Here is a 13,832-nt window from a genome sequence, read left to right on the forward strand (position 1 = left end):
CCTTGATGAACTGCCGCAACTCTGGAGCATTCTGACCGGCGAGATGAGTTTCGTCGGTCCCCGGCCGGCGCTGCACAATCAGGACGACCTGATCGCGCTGCGGACGTCGGAAGGGGTCCACCGGTTGCGGCCCGGGCTGACCGGCTGGGCGCAGGTGAACGGCCGCGATGACCTCCCCATTCCCGAAAAGGTCCGGCTGGACAGGGCCTATCTGGAACGGATGTCGTTCGGGCTCGATCTGCGCATCCTGGCGGCGACGGCGCGCGCGGCGCTCACCGGGCGGGGCGTCAGTCATTGACGGGCGCGCCACGCTCCTCTCAATCTCAATGCAGGCAAGCAATTGGAGAGGCGAAGCCATGGCGGCGAACTGGAAGATCACGACGGCTGCGGCCGTGTCCCTGGCTGCGGTCTCTTGGATGGGCGCGGGCCTGGCGCAGGCGCAATCCGCCCTGCCCAAGAACGCCAGCGCTGCGACCAAGGCCGCCTACGCCCGGCATGAGAACTTCGAAAAGCTGGGCGCCGCGTTCAAGGCGGTCATCGACGAAACCCGCAAGGATGCGCCGAACGCCACCCTGGTCCGGTCGAACACGCGGACCATGACCCAGCTCGTGACGGCGATCCCGACCTGGTTCCCGCGCGGCAGCGGCGTCGAGGCGTGGCCGAAGAGCGAGGCCAAGGCGAACATCTGGACCGATGCGGCGGGCTTCACGGCGGCCGCTACGGCGTCGCGCAACGAAGTGAATAAGCTGAACGCCCTCGCTGTCGCAGGGGATTGGGCCGGTGTGCGCAACCAGATCCGGGCGACAGGCGGCACGTGCAAGGGCTGTCACGACACGTATCGGCTTGAGAAGAAGTCCTGATGCCCATGGCGGAGACGCCGGAATCCACATCCCAAGCTCTTAGGCCCGTTCGGGTCTGGGATGGCGCGGTGCGGCTGTCCCACTGGCTTATCGTCGCGCTCGTCGCGTTCTCCTGGTGGTCCGCCGGGGAAAATCTGACCTGGCATCGCTGGAGCGGTTACGCCGTGATCGGGCTGCTTGTGTTTCGTGTCTGGTGGGGCTTCACGGGTGGCGGAGCCGCACGCTTTACGAGCTTCCTGAGGGGTCCCGCGACCCTACTCTCCTACTTGAGGACGGTCGGCCGCCGGGACGTGTCCACGACGCCGGGCCACAATCCGCTCGGCGCGATCAGCGTTGTCGCGCTGCTGCTGGTCCTGGCGGCCCAGGTCGGAACGGGTCTTTTCGTGGTCGATGTCGACGCCTTCGACGGCGGGCCGATGTCGGACCGAGTGAGCTTTGAGACCGGCCGCGCGATCGCCGAAATTCACGAGACGATCTTCCGCGTGCTGCAGGCGCTGGTCGCGCTGCATGTGGTCGCGGTGGTCTATTACCTTGTCTGGAAGCGCACCGACCTGATCACGCCGATGATCACCGGCGTGAAGAAACTCGCCACCGACCCCGGGTTCGCCCCGGCGCGGCTGTGGGCGTTCGTGGTCGGCGTCGGGATCGCCGGCGCGGTCGCCTGGGCGCTGTCGAAGGGCCTGCGCTTCTAGCTGCGCTGGGCGGCGTCGCGCAGGCAGTTGAGCCAGGCGTCTTCACGCATCTTCTCGGCGGCGCGCAGGGCCACCTCGGCGTCGCGGACGCCGGCGTCGTGCTTGCGCCACTCCGAGACGGCCTCCTCGCGCGCCGTCCGTGCGGCTTCCAGCGTGGTGTACCGGGCCAGCACCGCGCGGGTGGAATAGTTGACCGGCGGTCCCACCGTCTCGCGGTCCGGGTAGAAGCCGGTGATCGAGTCCGAGGTCTCGCTGTCGATATGGAACACATCGGCCCAGCCCGCGTGATGGCGCATCAGGGCCCAGGGTCGTTCGATCCGGTCGCTCACCGATAGGTCTCCGTCGATAGTCGTCACCCTGCCTTTAGCGCGGGCCGGCGGCGGCTCCAACGGGGGAATGGACTTCCCTTGCGTGGCGTCAGCGTGCGATGCCGCGCCGCGAGTAATGCAGGGGCGTTCGGTGAGCGTGATCGTGATCGGCGGGCAGTTCAAAGGGCCGCCCAATTCCGGCAATGGCGGCTATGTCTGCGGCCTGCTGGCGCGTGAGGCGGAGGGGCCCGCGACAGCGGTGCTGAAGGCGCGGATTCCATTGGATGTCGAGCTGGCCCTTGAGCGGGATGGCGAGGGCGCGCAGCTGGCCGACCTGGACGGCGGCCTGATCGCCGAGAGCGGCCCTGGTCGGTTCGATCTGCCGGAGCCGCCGCCCTCGCCGGGGCTGGAGGCGGCGCGGGCGGCGAGCGCGCGCTACATCGGCCACAGCCAGCGCGCCCATCCGATCTGTTTCACCTGCGGCACGGAACGCGACGAGGGCGACGGCCTGAGAGTCTTCCCGGGCCAGCTCGAAGGTGCGGCGACCGGTGTGATGGCCTGCGACTGGACGCCCCACGCGGCGTTCGCCGAGGCCGACGGCGCGGTTCCGCCGGAAGTGATATGGGCGGCGCTGGACTGTCCGGGGTTTTTCGCCTGGGTGGAAAAGGAGGGTCGCCACGGCGCGCTCCTGGGCACCATGACCGGCGAAGTGCTGCGTCGGCCGCGCGCCGGCGAGCCGTGTGTCGTCGTCGCCTGGCCGCTCGAGCGCGAGGGACGCAAGGAAACCTCGGGCGTCGCGCTCTATGACCAAGGCGGCGCTTTGCTGGCGCGCGCCCACCAGGTTTGGATCATGATGGGTCCGCGTCCGGCGGCGGCGTAGGAGGACGACGGATGCGCGCGGCTTCGGTGGCGGACTGGCGCGAGCTGGCCAGGCGGAGACTGCCGCACATCTTCTTCGAATACATCGACGGCGGGTCCTACGCCGAGGAAACGCTGCGCCGGAACGTGGCCGACCTGGAGGCCATCGCGCTGCGCCAGCGGGTGATGCGCGACATGAGCACGCTGGATCTCTCCGTCACCACGCTGGGCCAGACGCTCGCGATGCCGGTCGGACTGGCCCCGGTCGGCATGGCGGGGATGTACGCCCGCCGCGGCGAGGCCCAGGCGGCGCGGGCGGCGGCGGCGGCCGGCGTGCCCTTCGCGCTCTCGACCGTCGGCGTCTGCTCCATCGAGGAGGTCGCGGCGACCGGCGCGCCGCCCTGGTTCCAGCTCTACATGCTGAAGGACCGGGGTTTCATGCGCGACCTGCTGGCCAGGGCTCAGGAGGCCGGTTCGCCGGTGCTGCTGTTCACCGTCGACCTGCCGACGCCGGGCTCGCGGTATCGGGACGTGCGTTCGGGTTTCACGGGGTCCGGACCGCTGGAGGCGGCGCTGGCCCAGCTGCGCGACGGGGTCACCCATCCAGCCTGGACCTGGGACGTGTTCGTAAACGGACGGCCGCACACCCTGGGAAACGTCGAAGCGGCGGTGACCCAGAAGGGCCGGGTGACCGACTTCCTGAGCTGGATCGCCCGTAACTTCGACAAGTCGGTGACCTGGAAGGACATCGAGTTCGTGCGCGACGTCTGGAAGGGTCCCATCGTCATGAAGGGCGTGCTTGACGCCGACGATGCGCGCGATGCGGTGAATGCGGGCGCCGATGGGGTGATCGTCTCCAACCACGGCGGGCGACAGCTCGACGGCGTGGCGTCGGCGATCTCGGCCCTGCCGCGCATCGCCGACGCTGTGGGCGGCGACATCGAGGTCTTTATGGACGGCGGCGTGCGGTCGGGCCTCGATGTGCTGAAGGCCCTGGCGCTGGGGGCCAGGGCCTGTTTCGTCGGTCGACCCTGGGCCTGGGCGCTGGGCGGCGGCGGCGAGGCCGGCGTGGCGCGGATGCTGGCGACGCTCCGTTCCGAGCTGACCGTCGCGATGATCCTGACCGGCTGCGCCAACGCACGCGACGCCGGGCGCGAGCTGCTCGACCTGACGCACTCGCCTCTGAGGTGAGCGGCTTCCCCCTGTGGGGTGAAGTCGATTGTGCGGCGCCGCATGCTCTGATGATCTCGCCCCGACTCGAAGTCGCCAGAAGGCCGGACGGATGCGTGACGACAGAACGCTCGCCTATTCCCTCAGCCGCGAGGCCGACACTTGGCGCTGGAGCGTCTATGACGAGGACGGCGTGACCGTCGCCGACGGCGTGGGCCGGAGTCTGGAAGCTGCGCAGAGCGCCGTGAACCGCCTCGTGTTCGCCGGCGAGGCGTCCCGGGCCGCCTGACCCGCATTGCCTGAAGAGGCTGCGGCGCCTAGCTAGACTGCATGGCGCTTCCCAATCCCCTTCGCGCGCTCTGGCGCTTCCTGCGGCGGTTCGAGGCGCGGGTGCTGTTGGGCGTGATCGGGGTCGCCGGCGCGCTTTGGCTGTTCTGGCTGATCGGCGGGGTGGTCAGCGCGGGTGGCGCAGACGCCTGGGACCGGTCGGTGATCCTGGCCCTGCGCGAGCCCGGAAACATCGCCGAACCGCGCGGATCGGGCACGCTCCAGGAGGCGGTCCGCGACATCACCGCGCTGGGCGGCACCACCATGGTGATCCTGGCGACGCTGACCGGCGTACTGGCGTTCCTGTTTCATAGGTTGCCACGTCACGCCCTGGTGCTGGCGGGCGCGGTGCTGGCGGCGTGGCTCTCCAAGGAGGGCCTGAAGGCGTTCTACGATCGCCCGCGTCCCGACCTCGTGCCGCACGGCTCGTTCGTCTACTCGGCCAGCTTCCCGAGCGGTCACACCACCCTGTCCACCGCCACCTTTCTGACCCTGGCCATGCTGATCGCCAGCCTGGAGGAACGCCGTCGCTCGAAGGCGCTGGTCTATGCGATCGCGGTGTTCGTGCTGGTGGGCGTGGGCATGAGCCGGGTCTATCTGGGCGTCCACTGGCCCAGCGACGTGCTGGGCGGCTGGGTGCTGGGTGCGGCCTGGGCGCTCCTGGCCTGGCTGGCGTTGCGGTATCTGGGCGGACGCACGCGCGGCGGGTAGGAGGGGGCATGAGCGCCAACCTCTATGACCTGCTCGCCAGCCGCTTTCCCGCCGACCGGAGCCGGCCGTGCTTCCTGCTGTCTGGCGGCGCCGCGATCTCCTATGGCGAGCTGGAGGCCGGCGCCGCGCACGTCGCGGGGCGTCTCGCGGCCGAGGGTGTGGCGCCCGGCGACCGGGTGATGCTGCAGGCCGAGAAGTCGCCCGAGAGCATCATGATCTATCTGGGCGTGCTGAAAGCGGGCGCCGTCTATGTGCCGCTGAACAGCGCCTACACGCCCGCTGAGGTGGCGGACTTCCGCGCCGACGCCGAGCCCCGCGTGATCATCGATGATCCGCCCCTCTGGGTGGCCGAGGCGCGGGCGCACTCGCTGATGACCGGGAGCGCGCCTCGGGCGTCGGGCGACCTCGCTTCGCTGATCTACACCTCCGGCACCACCGGGCGCTCCAAGGGCGCAATGCTGAGCCACGGCGCCCTGGCGGACAATGCGCTCGCCCTGCACGCCGCGTGGGGCTTCACGCCGGCGGATGTGCTGCTGCACGCCCTGCCGATCTTCCACGTGCACGGCCTGTTCGTGGCGCTGCACTGCGCCTTGCTCTCCGGCGCGCCGATGGTCTGGCTTGCGAAGTTCGACGACGCCCAGGTTCTGGCCGGTCTGGATCGCGCCACGGTGATGATGGGGGTGCCGACCTTCTACACGCGCCTCCTGGCCAATCCCGGCTTCACCCGGCGCCGCGCGGAGCGTCTGCGCCTGTTCGTCTGTGGATCCGCGCCGCTGCTGCCCTCGACCTTCGCCGAGTTCGAGGCGCGGACCGGACAACGTATCCTGGAACGCTATGGGATGAGCGAGGCGGTGATCATCACCACCAATCCGCTGGCGGGTGAGCGGATCGCGGGCTCGGTGGGCTATCCGCTGCCCGGCGTCGATCTGCGGGTCGATGAGGCGGGCGAGATCCAGATTCGCGGGCCGAGCGTCTTTTCCGCCTACTGGCGGGCGCCGGAGAAGTCGGCGGAGTCGTTCACGCCGGACGGCTACTTCCGGACCGGCGACGTCGGTCGGATCGATCCCGACGGTCGGGTCTGGATCTCGGGCCGGGCCAAGGACCTGATCATCTCCGGCGGCTACAACGTCTATCCCAAGGAAGTGGAGCTGGTGCTCGACGAGTTGCCCGGTGTGGTCGAGAGCGCGGTGATCGGTTGTCCGCATCCGGACTTCGGCGAGGGCGTGGTGGCGGTGGTGATCGGCCAGGGCGACGAGGCCGCGATGATCACCGAGACACGCCGGTCATTGGCCGCCTACAAGGCGCCAAAGCGCGTGGTGTTCGTCGGCGAGCTGCCGCGCAACGCCATGGGCAAGGTGATGAAGAACCGGCTGCGGGAGACCTATGCCGGCATCTTCGGGGGAGGATGACATGAGAGCGCTCGGGATCGCCGCATGGGCGGCGCTGGCTCTGGCGGCGGCCGGCCCCTCTGCCGCCCACACAGCGGTGAAATCAGTGTCGATCGCCGAAGGCGCCAGGCTCAAGGCCGCGCCGCCCAGCGTCACGATCACCATGGGGCGTCCGGTCGGCGTCGGCGGAGTCACCTTGACCAATTCGGGCGGGCGGGACGTGCCGCTCGCCTACAAGCCTTCACGCGCCATGGCCGCCGCGTTCTCTGTGCCGCTGCCGCGGCTGACGCCGGACACCTATCGGCTGAACTGGCGGGTGATCGCCGAGGATGGCCATGTGATGACGGGCGGAGTCGCGTTCACGGTAACCGGCGCGCGCTGACCGCGTGACGACCGATCCGCTCATCATCTGGGCGTTCGCCCTGCGCCTGGCGTTGAACGCGGCGACGCTGCTCGCCATCGGTCTGGCCGCCGCCGCCGCCATGGGTGTGATCCGCCCGGACGAACGGCGCGGCTGGCGGGGCGCGGTCCGGACGCTGGCGGCCCTTGTGATCGTGTTGGCCGGACTGCGCGGACTGCTTGGCGCCGTGCAACTGAACGGCGGTCTGGAGGGCGCGCTATCGCCCGACCTGCTTGGCATGGTCGGGCGGTTTCAGGGTCCCAGCCTTTGCGCCCTGATCGCAGGCGCCGCCTTGACGGCCTTGGGCGGGCGATTGGCCCCGATCCTCGGCGCAATCATGTTGGCGTCCGGCTACGGCCTGATCGGACACACCCGCGCCCTCGAAGCGCCCGGTCCGGCTCCGCTTGTTGCGGCGCTCCACGTCATGATCGCCGGCGTCTGGCTCGCCGCGCCGCTGGTGCTCTGGCCTCGCGCAGGGGTGTCGGATGCGCGCCTGGCCGAACGGCTGACGCGGTTCGGAGCCTTGGCGCGGTGGCTTGTCCCGTTGCTGTTCATCGGCGGCGGCTGGCTGGCGCTCAGGCTCGCAGGCGGGTTCGAGCCCCTTGTCGGGTCGACCTATGGCCGATTGCTTTTGGCGAAGCTGGGCGCGGCCGGGATCGCGCTTGCGCTCGGGGCGGCCAATGCGTTTCTGGTGACCCGCGCCGTGGCGGAAGATGGTCTGCGAGGCCGACGTCTTCTGAAGCTGACACTGGGGCTCGACGCCCTATTGTTCACGGCGGCGCTGATGGCGATTTCAGCGGCCACCAGCTTCGTCGGACCGCCGGGATAGGGACAGGGGGAGATCATAACGATGCGGATTGGATACCTCGCGGCGCTGGTCGCGCTCGCCCTCTCGGCTCCGGCCGCCGCGCATGTGGTGTTCGATCAGGAGACGGCGCCGGCCGGCCAGTTGGCCACCTTGGGCCTGCGCGTCATGCACGGCTGCGGCGGCAAGCCCACCACCAAGGTCATCATCGACCTGCCCCCTGGCATGATGCGGGTGACGCCCCGGATGATCCCGGGCTGGAAGGTGTCGGTCGGCACGCGCCCGCTCGACAAGCCGGTGATGCTGCACGGCTTCGAGGTGAAGGTGGCGCCGGCCCAGATCACCTGGGAGGGCGGCTCGCTGCCTGACGCCGCCTATGAGGTGTTCGAGTTTCGCGGCATGATGCCCGACCGGCCCGAGACCACCCTGGTGTTTCCGACGGTCCAGAACTGCCCCGGCGGCGGGGTCGAGACCTGGACCCAGGTCGCCAAACCGGGCGAAGATCCGCTCAAACTGGAAACCCCCGCGCCGACCGTTCGCCTCATCAAGGCCGCACCCACGGCGCACTGACCTCATCGTCGCATTCACGGGAAACGAGACACATGGACCTGCAACTCAAAGGCAAGGCGGCGGTGGTCACCGGCGCCACGCGCGGCATCGGGCGCGCCATCGCCGAAGCCTTCGCCGACGAAGGCGCCAACGTCGCCATCTGCGCCCGCGACGCGGCCCAGGTGGCCGCGACGGTCAAGGCGCTGGAGGCCAAGGGCGTCAGGGCGTTCGGCCAGGTGGTGGACATCGCCGATGGGGCAGCCCTGAAGGCGTTCATCAACGCGGCGGCCCAGGCCCTCGGCGGGCTCGACATCGCCGTTTCCAACGCCAGCGCCCTGGTGCAGGGCAATGACGAAGCCTCGTGGCGCGCGATGTTCGAGATCGACATCCTGGGCGCCGTGCGGGTGCTCGAGGCGGCGCGGCCGCATCTGGAGACGGCGGGCCGCGAGCGCGGCGACGCCTGCTTCCTGATCACCTCGTCGATCTCGGCGGCCGAGGCCGACACGCCCTCAAGCTACGGCGCGATGAAGGCCGCCCAGATCCATTTCGCCAAGGGCGTGGCCCGCGAAGGCGCGCCGAAGAAGGTGCGCTGCAACGTGGTCTCGCCCGGCACCGTGTTTTTCGAGGACGGCGTCTGGGGCAAGGTGAAGGCGGGTATGCCCGCCTTCTTCGAGCAGATGCTCCAGCGCAACCCGACCGGCCGCATGGCGACGCCGGAGGAAGTGGCGGCGGCGACGGTGTTCCTGGCCAGCCCCAGGTCAGCCTTCACCACCGGCGTGAACCTGGTGGTGGACGGGGCGATCTCTCGGCGGGCGAACTTCTAGCGGCGATCCGGCCTCGGGCGGTCATAGTCGCGCATGTCGCCCTGCAGCATCTGGCGCATGCGGGCGATGAACACCGGCCCGGCGGCCATGGCCACGCCCAGGACGTCGGCGGTCACCTTGATCGGCGAAATCAGGTCGCCTTCGAGGCAGGGCGCGAGCGTGCTTGCCAGCACGACCCAGGCGGCGACCAGCGGGATGTCGCTGCGCCGGACATAGGGCATCAGCGCGTAGGCCAGCGTGACCCCGCCATAGAACAGCACCACCCGGGCGAAGAATCCTTCGGCGGCCGGCGTCAGCGAAAGCGCGAACACCGTCGCCGCGAGCATCACCGCCAGCGGGAGATAGAAGGGCCGGCGCAGGACCGGGAAGGCGAGGAGATTGAGCGGGGCGGTCAGCATGATGGCCGAAACCTAGCCCCGCGCGCCTCACTTCACGCTTAACCGACGTGGTTAGGGAAGCGTGAGCGCTACGCCCGCGGGTCGCATGCCAAATCCCACCATCGTCATCCCCCGGCTTGTCCGGGGGATGACGCTCTCGGGTGGAGAATGGAACGATACTCACCCCGCCGCCTCTTGCGCCCGCGCCCGTGACCGGCTTTGAACGCGCGCCATGAGCGCCGCCTTCTTTGACTTGAAATCCACCCACAACCCGCACCGCTGGTACCTGGCCGTCGAACCCGGCATCTGCGTCGGCGCGGTGGGCAGCGAGTTCATGTTCGGCGGGGTCGGGCTGGCCTCGTCGGTGGCGGCGATGGAGCGGACGACCGGGCGGCCGGTGGTCTGGGCCACGGCGCAGTATCTCTCCTACGCGCGCGCCGGCGAGGTGGTGGACCTCGATGTCTGGACGCCGACCCAGGGCAAGTACAACACCCAGGCCCGGGTGATCGGACATGTGGGCGACAAGGAGATCCTGACCGTCAACGCCGCCTTGGGCGCGCGTCCGAGCGAGCTGAGCGGCCAGTGGGTCACGCCGCCCGACGTGCCGCCGCCGGAGGATTGCGCGGCCGGAGATCACTGGCGCGGCCGCGAGGCGGGGCTGCACAGCCGCGTGGATGTCCGCATCGCCCGTGGGCGCTATGGGGCGGACCGGGTCGGCAAGCCGCAGGCGGACGGGCGCTCGGCTTTGTGGGCCCGGCCGCGCGAGGGGCAGGCGATCGACGCTTCGATGCTGGCGGTGTTCGCCGACTTCGTGCCCCAGGGCGTGGGCGCGGCGCTGGGCTTGAACGCCGGCGGCAACAGCCTGGACAACACGCTGCGCATCCGCCGGATCGTGCCCACCGACTGGGTGCTTTGCGACATCCAGATCACCGGGGTGCATGGCGGCTTCGCGCATGGGCTGATGTCGCTGTTCGCCCAGGACGGGGAGTTGATGGCCACGGCCAGCCAGTCGCTGATCCTGCGGGTGCGGGAACGGCCGGAAGACCGTTGAGCCTGATCCGCATCGAGGATCCGGACGACCCCCGGATCGCCGCCTTTCGCGACATCCGCGAGCGTGACCTTGTCGGGCGCCAGGGCCGGTTCATCGCCGAGGGACGGGTGGTTCTTGAGAAGCTGATCGACGCGGATCCGGCCGCGGTGGTCGCGATCCTGGTCAGTGCGGCCAAGGCGCCCGGCCTGGCCGACGTGCTGGCGCGGGCGCCCGTCGGCGCGCCGGTCTATGTGGCGGAACCGACGGTGATGGACCGGATCGCTGGGTTCCCGATCCATCGCGGCGTGCTGGCTCTGGGACGGCGGCGGGACCGCGATGCGGACGCCTTGCTGGCCGGTCTCCCGGCCCGGGCGCTCGTGGTCGGGCTGGTGGGGATCGCCAATCACGACAACATGGGCGGGCTGTTCCGCAATGCGGCGGCGTTCGGCGCCGCGGCGGTGCTGCTCGATCCGACCTGCTGTGATCCGCTCTATCGCAAGGCGATCCGGGTCAGCGTGGGCGCGGCCCTGACCCTGCCGTTCGCGCGGGCGGCCAGCGACACGGAGATGCTGATTCGGCTGGCGGACGCTGGGTTCGACACCTGGGGGCTGTCCCCCGCCGGCGCGGTGGAGATCGATGCGATTCCCGGGTCGGTGCGGATGGCGGCGGTGTTCGGAGCCGAGGGCCCGGGGCTGGCGCCGGCGCTGATGGCCAGGATGCGGACCGCGCGGATCGACATGGCTGGCGATCTGGACTCCCTGAACGTCGCCACTGCGGCGGGCGTCGCCCTGCACAGAATCTCCCGGCTGCAGTCGGTCGCGACGTGATCAGGCCCTGGCGCCGACGCGGGCGATCCAGGTTGTGAACGCCGCGCCCCATGCGGTCAGGAAGCCGCGCGTTCCGTCATTGATCAGCCGGCCCTCCGGGTCGAACAGGGCCAGCGCGTTGCCGATCGCCGCCTCGGGCGCCGGCATGATCGGCGCGCCCAGGATGGTCAGCGACTGACGGAGCTGGTGGTTGGCCGCGACGCCGCCTGCGGCGCCGAAGGCGGCGGTGATCACGCCCACCGGCTTTCCGGTCCAGACCGCCTTGCCGTAGGGGCGCGAGCCCACATCGACGGCGTTCTTCAGCACGCTGGGCAGGCCGCGATTATATTCGGGGGTCACCAGCACCACCGCATCGGCTGCAGCGATCTGCTCGCGGAACCGCACCCAGGGGGCCGGCGGCTCGGTCTCGAGATCCTGGTCGAAGTGGACGAGATCGCCGATCTCCACGAACTCGAACTTGAGCCCCGGCGTCAGCTCAGCCAACGCCCTGGCGATCTTGCGGTTGACGGAGTCCTTGCGCAGCGAGCCGACGATCAGGGCGACGGTGGGGGGCGTGGGCATGGGTCTCGACTCCGTGACGCTCAGGCGAACGCGATCCAGCGCCCGGCCGCCGCTGTTGTGACCCAAACCAGCAGCGTCGCATAGGCCATCGCCTTGACGGCCCAGCCTCCGGCGGACCCGCGGCCGGCGCTGATGATCTGCACCGCCGCAGCACCCAGGATCCAGGCCGCGAAGGCCAGGAAGAAGCCCTTGTGCGTGGGATCGAGACGCGCGTAGTCGTCGGCCGGGATCAGCAACTGTGTGACCGCCAGCTGGCTGGCGATCAGCACCGCGAGCCCCGCCCCGTAGACGATGCGCGTCAGGCCGCGGGTTACGAACAGCACCATGAGGCCCATGGCGGTGACCACGTGCCACAGGCCCGGATTGACCAGCTGGGCCGTGGCGAACACGCCCAGGGCGAGGCCGAAAAGCCCGAGCCCCAGCGCCGCGAATGCTGCGGTCATCGGACGAATGCGGCCATCCTCCCGCGCGGCCGGCAGGGCCACGCCGTAGGTGAGCACCAGCGCCGCAGCCAGGCCCAGCATCTTGGCGGTGAAGGCTTCCGAGGTGAACAGTCGCTCGGGGTTCGACGTTCCGATCAGGACACCGGTGAACAGGATGCCGATGACGCCGAGATTGAGCCAGGGCAGCACCTGGCGGCGCACCACGGAGGGTGGATCGTCGGTGAGGCCATAGCCGATCAGGCGCAGGTTCAGCAGGATGCTGGCGCCGCCCAGCAGTGCCATGGACAGCAGGTGCCCCACTTCCCACTGGGCGAAATACGGCTTGATCCAGACGCCGGGAAAAACATCGTCGAGCCGGCCGACCCATTCGGCGGCGGCTGGGAAGAAGTCCTGCGGGCTCATTGTGGGGCGACCTCCGAGAGATCGACCGCGCCGTACTCAGACGTGGCGCAGGACTGGGCGACATTGGCCCAGTGCGGCAGGGCCTTGCCGCACTCGTACCAGTCGTAGGCGATGAAGCGGCCGACGGCGATCACGCAGATCCAGGCCGTCAGAGAGACCGCCGCAGAGGCGCGGACCTTGGAGGGCGGTCGAGGCGCGGCGTCCCAGGCCGCGCGGTCACGCTGGACGCGGAAGTGAAAGATCAGAATGTTGATCACCGCCACGGCGAGGAAGATCAGTTTCAGTCGGAACCAGAGATTATGATAATATAACAACGGTTTGGCGTAGAACAACGCCACGCCGGTGATGACCATCAGGACGAAGCCCGCAACGGTGAGCGGCAGCACCCGGTCGCTGATCACCGAGACCGGCGTGGTCTTGAACGCGACCCCCAGCAGGCGCAGGTCGACCAGGAAGATGGTGCCGGCGAACAGCATCAGCGACAGCACATGCGTGCCCTCGGTGATGCTCCACAGGTTGAGCGAACTGGCGAACGCCTCGCTCCACGACGGATCGTACTCGCCCGGCCCCTTGCCGGGCACGGTGGCCAGCCAGACCAGGACATCCCGGATCACGCTTGTCTCCCCCCGATAATCTACGGCGCTTCTAGCGGCCCCGACGCGCATCGCCATTGCGGACCTGCGTCAGCCCGGAAATGCACGCCGGTGAAAGCTAGAGCGCCGCAATGCGGGTGGGAAGGTCCCACGTCCCTTCGCTCTTGATTTCAGAGGCGAGGCGAGGGCGGATGCGTCCATGAGCCGAGGGCCACACATCAAGGTCGCCGGGGCGGGGGTGCTGGGGCTCGCTGTGGCCTTGCGCCTGGCCGACGCCGGCGCGCGGGTCACGGTGTTCGATCTGGGCGGCGCCAACGCCTCATCGGTGGCGGCGGGCATGCTGGCGCCGGTGTTCGAGGCGGTGCTGGACGAGGGCGCGCGGCCGCATTTCGACCTGATGTTGGCGGCGCGCGACCTGTGGCCGGGGTTCGCTCAGCGGGCCGATATCGCGCTGGATCGCACCGGCGCGATGGCGGCGGGAGAAGCGGGCTGGCTTGCCGGCGTGGAGGCGCGGATCTCCGCCCTGGGCGTTCCGGTCGCGCGGATCGAGGGCGCGGGGATCAATCTTTTGTCGCCGGGTTTGGCCGCCGAGACGGCCGTTCTCTGCCGGGAAGACTGGCGCGTGGATGCGCCGCCCGCCCTGGCGCGTCTCAGGGCGGCTTGCGCCGAAGCGGGCGTGGCGTTCGTCACCGGGCCCGCCGACGCTA

The 13,832-nt window shown here is 69.7% G+C and carries 20 protein-coding genes; 15 read left to right on the top strand and 5 right to left on the bottom strand.

Annotated elements, in window-relative coordinates:
* From ACIQ3R_RS08015 to ACIQ3R_RS08025, 3 genes are all read left to right on the top strand, one after another.
* Nucleotides 1-298 (top strand): sugar transferase (locus ACIQ3R_RS08015; RefSeq protein ID WP_397417124.1); only part of this gene is annotated, 298 nt, incomplete at its 5' end.
* 58 nt (nucleotides 299-356) lie between these two features.
* A complete protein-coding gene (locus ACIQ3R_RS08020) occupies nucleotides 357-860 on the top strand; it encodes a c-type cytochrome (protein ID WP_397417126.1) in 504 nt (167 codons plus the stop codon).
* Nucleotides 860-1,552 carry a cytochrome b/b6 domain-containing protein gene (locus ACIQ3R_RS08025; RefSeq protein WP_397417129.1) on the top strand — a complete coding sequence of 231 codons (693 nt, stop codon included), beginning with the start codon at nucleotides 860-862 and terminating at the stop codon, nucleotides 1,550-1,552. The genes ACIQ3R_RS08020 and ACIQ3R_RS08025 overlap by 1 nt, the downstream gene beginning before the upstream one ends.
* Here the strand turns inward: ACIQ3R_RS08025 and ACIQ3R_RS08030 are convergent.
* Nucleotides 1,549-1,881, bottom strand: coding sequence for a hypothetical protein (locus ACIQ3R_RS08030; protein ID WP_397417130.1), 333 nt, complete (start codon nucleotides 1,879-1,881; stop codon nucleotides 1,549-1,551). The genes ACIQ3R_RS08025 and ACIQ3R_RS08030 overlap by 4 nt on opposite strands.
* Nucleotides 1,882-2,011: 130 nt before the next feature.
* Here ACIQ3R_RS08030 and ACIQ3R_RS08035 point away from each other — a divergent pair, with 130 nt between their 5' ends.
* The 9 genes from ACIQ3R_RS08035 to ACIQ3R_RS08075 all read left to right on the top strand — a co-directional run bounded on the left by ACIQ3R_RS08035 (nucleotide 2,012) and on the right by ACIQ3R_RS08075 (nucleotide 8,892).
* Nucleotides 2,012-2,740, top strand: a complete 729-nt coding sequence (locus ACIQ3R_RS08035; RefSeq protein ID WP_397417133.1) for a hypothetical protein — start codon at nucleotides 2,012-2,014, stop codon at nucleotides 2,738-2,740.
* A gap of 11 nt (nucleotides 2,741-2,751) precedes the next feature.
* Nucleotides 2,752-3,909, top strand: coding sequence for an L-lactate dehydrogenase (locus ACIQ3R_RS08040; RefSeq protein WP_397417136.1), 1,158 nt, complete (start codon nucleotides 2,752-2,754; stop codon nucleotides 3,907-3,909).
* A 91-nt stretch (nucleotides 3,910-4,000) separates the two neighbouring features.
* Nucleotides 4,001-4,177, top strand: coding sequence for a hypothetical protein (locus ACIQ3R_RS08045; protein WP_397417138.1), 177 nt, complete (start codon nucleotides 4,001-4,003; stop codon nucleotides 4,175-4,177).
* Between the two features lie 41 nt (nucleotides 4,178-4,218).
* Nucleotides 4,219-4,926, top strand: coding sequence for a phosphatase PAP2 family protein (locus ACIQ3R_RS08050; protein ID WP_397417140.1), 708 nt, complete (start codon nucleotides 4,219-4,221; stop codon nucleotides 4,924-4,926).
* Nucleotides 4,927-4,934: 8 nt separating this feature from the next.
* Nucleotides 4,935-6,335, top strand: a complete 1,401-nt coding sequence (locus ACIQ3R_RS08055) for an AMP-binding protein (RefSeq protein WP_397417142.1) — start codon at nucleotides 4,935-4,937, stop codon at nucleotides 6,333-6,335.
* A 1-nt stretch (nucleotide 6,336) separates the two neighbouring features.
* Nucleotides 6,337-6,696: a copper resistance CopC family protein gene (locus tag ACIQ3R_RS08060; protein WP_397417145.1), complete on the top strand. Its 360-nt coding sequence runs from the start codon at nucleotides 6,337-6,339 to the stop codon at nucleotides 6,694-6,696.
* 4 nt (nucleotides 6,697-6,700) lie between these two features.
* Nucleotides 6,701-7,543: a CopD family protein gene (locus tag ACIQ3R_RS08065; RefSeq protein WP_397417147.1), complete on the top strand. Its 843-nt coding sequence runs from the start codon at nucleotides 6,701-6,703 to the stop codon at nucleotides 7,541-7,543.
* Nucleotides 7,544-7,564: 21 nt separating this feature from the next.
* Nucleotides 7,565-8,089 carry a YcnI family protein gene (locus tag ACIQ3R_RS08070; protein WP_397417150.1) on the top strand — a complete coding sequence of 175 codons (525 nt, stop codon included), beginning with the start codon at nucleotides 7,565-7,567 and terminating at the stop codon, nucleotides 8,087-8,089.
* Nucleotides 8,090-8,121: 32 nt separating this feature from the next.
* Complete coding sequence (locus ACIQ3R_RS08075) at nucleotides 8,122-8,892, top strand: SDR family NAD(P)-dependent oxidoreductase (protein WP_397417152.1); 771 nt, start codon at nucleotides 8,122-8,124, stop codon at nucleotides 8,890-8,892.
* Here ACIQ3R_RS08075 and ACIQ3R_RS08080 read toward each other — a convergent pair.
* Entirely contained in the window at nucleotides 8,889-9,290 is a 402-nt protein-coding gene (locus ACIQ3R_RS08080) for a hypothetical protein (protein WP_397417154.1), read from the bottom strand. The genes ACIQ3R_RS08075 and ACIQ3R_RS08080 overlap by 4 nt on opposite strands.
* A gap of 211 nt (nucleotides 9,291-9,501) precedes the next feature.
* Here ACIQ3R_RS08080 and ACIQ3R_RS08085 point away from each other — a divergent pair, with 211 nt between their 5' ends.
* Both ACIQ3R_RS08085 and ACIQ3R_RS08090 read left to right on the top strand, forming a co-directional pair.
* The gene (locus ACIQ3R_RS08085) at nucleotides 9,502-10,320 is read left to right on the top strand and encodes an acyl-CoA thioesterase (protein ID WP_397417155.1); all 819 of its coding nucleotides are present in this window, start codon (nucleotides 9,502-9,504) and stop codon (nucleotides 10,318-10,320) included.
* The gene (locus tag ACIQ3R_RS08090; RefSeq protein WP_397417156.1) at nucleotides 10,317-11,126 is read left to right on the top strand and encodes a TrmH family RNA methyltransferase; all 810 of its coding nucleotides are present in this window, start codon (nucleotides 10,317-10,319) and stop codon (nucleotides 11,124-11,126) included. Before ACIQ3R_RS08085 ends, ACIQ3R_RS08090 begins: the two co-directional genes overlap by 4 nt.
* On the opposite strand, the gene ACIQ3R_RS08095 is transcribed toward ACIQ3R_RS08090, so the two are convergent.
* Genes ACIQ3R_RS08095 through ACIQ3R_RS08105 form a run of 3 tightly spaced genes read right to left on the bottom strand, consistent with a single transcriptional unit; the run spans nucleotide 11,127 to nucleotide 13,146 of the window.
* Nucleotides 11,127-11,687, bottom strand: coding sequence for an NADPH-dependent FMN reductase (locus ACIQ3R_RS08095; protein WP_397417159.1), 561 nt, complete (start codon nucleotides 11,685-11,687; stop codon nucleotides 11,127-11,129).
* Nucleotides 11,688-11,707: 20 nt separating this feature from the next.
* A complete protein-coding gene (locus ACIQ3R_RS08100) occupies nucleotides 11,708-12,532 on the bottom strand; it encodes a DUF6644 family protein (protein WP_397417161.1) in 825 nt (274 codons plus the stop codon).
* Nucleotides 12,529-13,146 carry a DUF6644 family protein gene (locus ACIQ3R_RS08105; RefSeq protein WP_397417164.1) on the bottom strand — a complete coding sequence of 206 codons (618 nt, stop codon included), beginning with the start codon at nucleotides 13,144-13,146 and terminating at the stop codon, nucleotides 12,529-12,531. The genes ACIQ3R_RS08100 and ACIQ3R_RS08105 overlap by 4 nt, the downstream gene beginning before the upstream one ends.
* 178 nt (nucleotides 13,147-13,324) lie before the next feature.
* Here ACIQ3R_RS08105 and ACIQ3R_RS08110 point away from each other — a divergent pair.
* The coding region (locus tag ACIQ3R_RS08110; RefSeq protein ID WP_397417166.1) for an FAD-dependent oxidoreductase at nucleotides 13,325-13,832 on the top strand (508 nt) is incomplete at its 3' end.

Origin of the sequence: Phenylobacterium sp. (assembly GCF_044371015.1) — a bacterium.
Classification (GTDB): Bacteria; Pseudomonadota; Alphaproteobacteria; order Caulobacterales; family Caulobacteraceae; genus Phenylobacterium.

Coding starts and splice junctions, on each gene's coding strand:
- ACIQ3R_RS08055 (WP_397417142.1), top strand. CDS start 4,935: ATGAGCGCCAACCTCTATGACCTGCTCGCCAGCCGCTTTCCCGCCGAC.
- ACIQ3R_RS08025 (WP_397417129.1), top strand. CDS start 860: ATGCCCATGGCGGAGACGCCGGAATCCACATCCCAAGCTCTTAGGCCC.
- ACIQ3R_RS08020 (WP_397417126.1), top strand. CDS start 357: ATGGCGGCGAACTGGAAGATCACGACGGCTGCGGCCGTGTCCCTGGCT.
- ACIQ3R_RS08075 (WP_397417152.1), top strand. CDS start 8,122: ATGGACCTGCAACTCAAAGGCAAGGCGGCGGTGGTCACCGGCGCCACG.
- ACIQ3R_RS08060 (WP_397417145.1), top strand. CDS start 6,337: ATGAGAGCGCTCGGGATCGCCGCATGGGCGGCGCTGGCTCTGGCGGCG.
- ACIQ3R_RS08085 (WP_397417155.1), top strand. CDS start 9,502: ATGAGCGCCGCCTTCTTTGACTTGAAATCCACCCACAACCCGCACCGC.
- ACIQ3R_RS08040 (WP_397417136.1), top strand. CDS start 2,752: ATGCGCGCGGCTTCGGTGGCGGACTGGCGCGAGCTGGCCAGGCGGAGA.
- ACIQ3R_RS08100 (WP_397417161.1), bottom strand. CDS start 12,532: ATGAGCCCGCAGGACTTCTTCCCAGCCGCCGCCGAATGGGTCGGCCGG.
- ACIQ3R_RS08050 (WP_397417140.1), top strand. CDS start 4,219: ATGGCGCTTCCCAATCCCCTTCGCGCGCTCTGGCGCTTCCTGCGGCGG.
- ACIQ3R_RS08045 (WP_397417138.1), top strand. CDS start 4,001: ATGCGTGACGACAGAACGCTCGCCTATTCCCTCAGCCGCGAGGCCGAC.
- ACIQ3R_RS08070 (WP_397417150.1), top strand. CDS start 7,565: ATGCGGATTGGATACCTCGCGGCGCTGGTCGCGCTCGCCCTCTCGGCT.
- ACIQ3R_RS08080 (WP_397417154.1), bottom strand. CDS start 9,290: ATGCTGACCGCCCCGCTCAATCTCCTCGCCTTCCCGGTCCTGCGCCGG.
- ACIQ3R_RS08095 (WP_397417159.1), bottom strand. CDS start 11,687: ATGCCCACGCCCCCCACCGTCGCCCTGATCGTCGGCTCGCTGCGCAAG.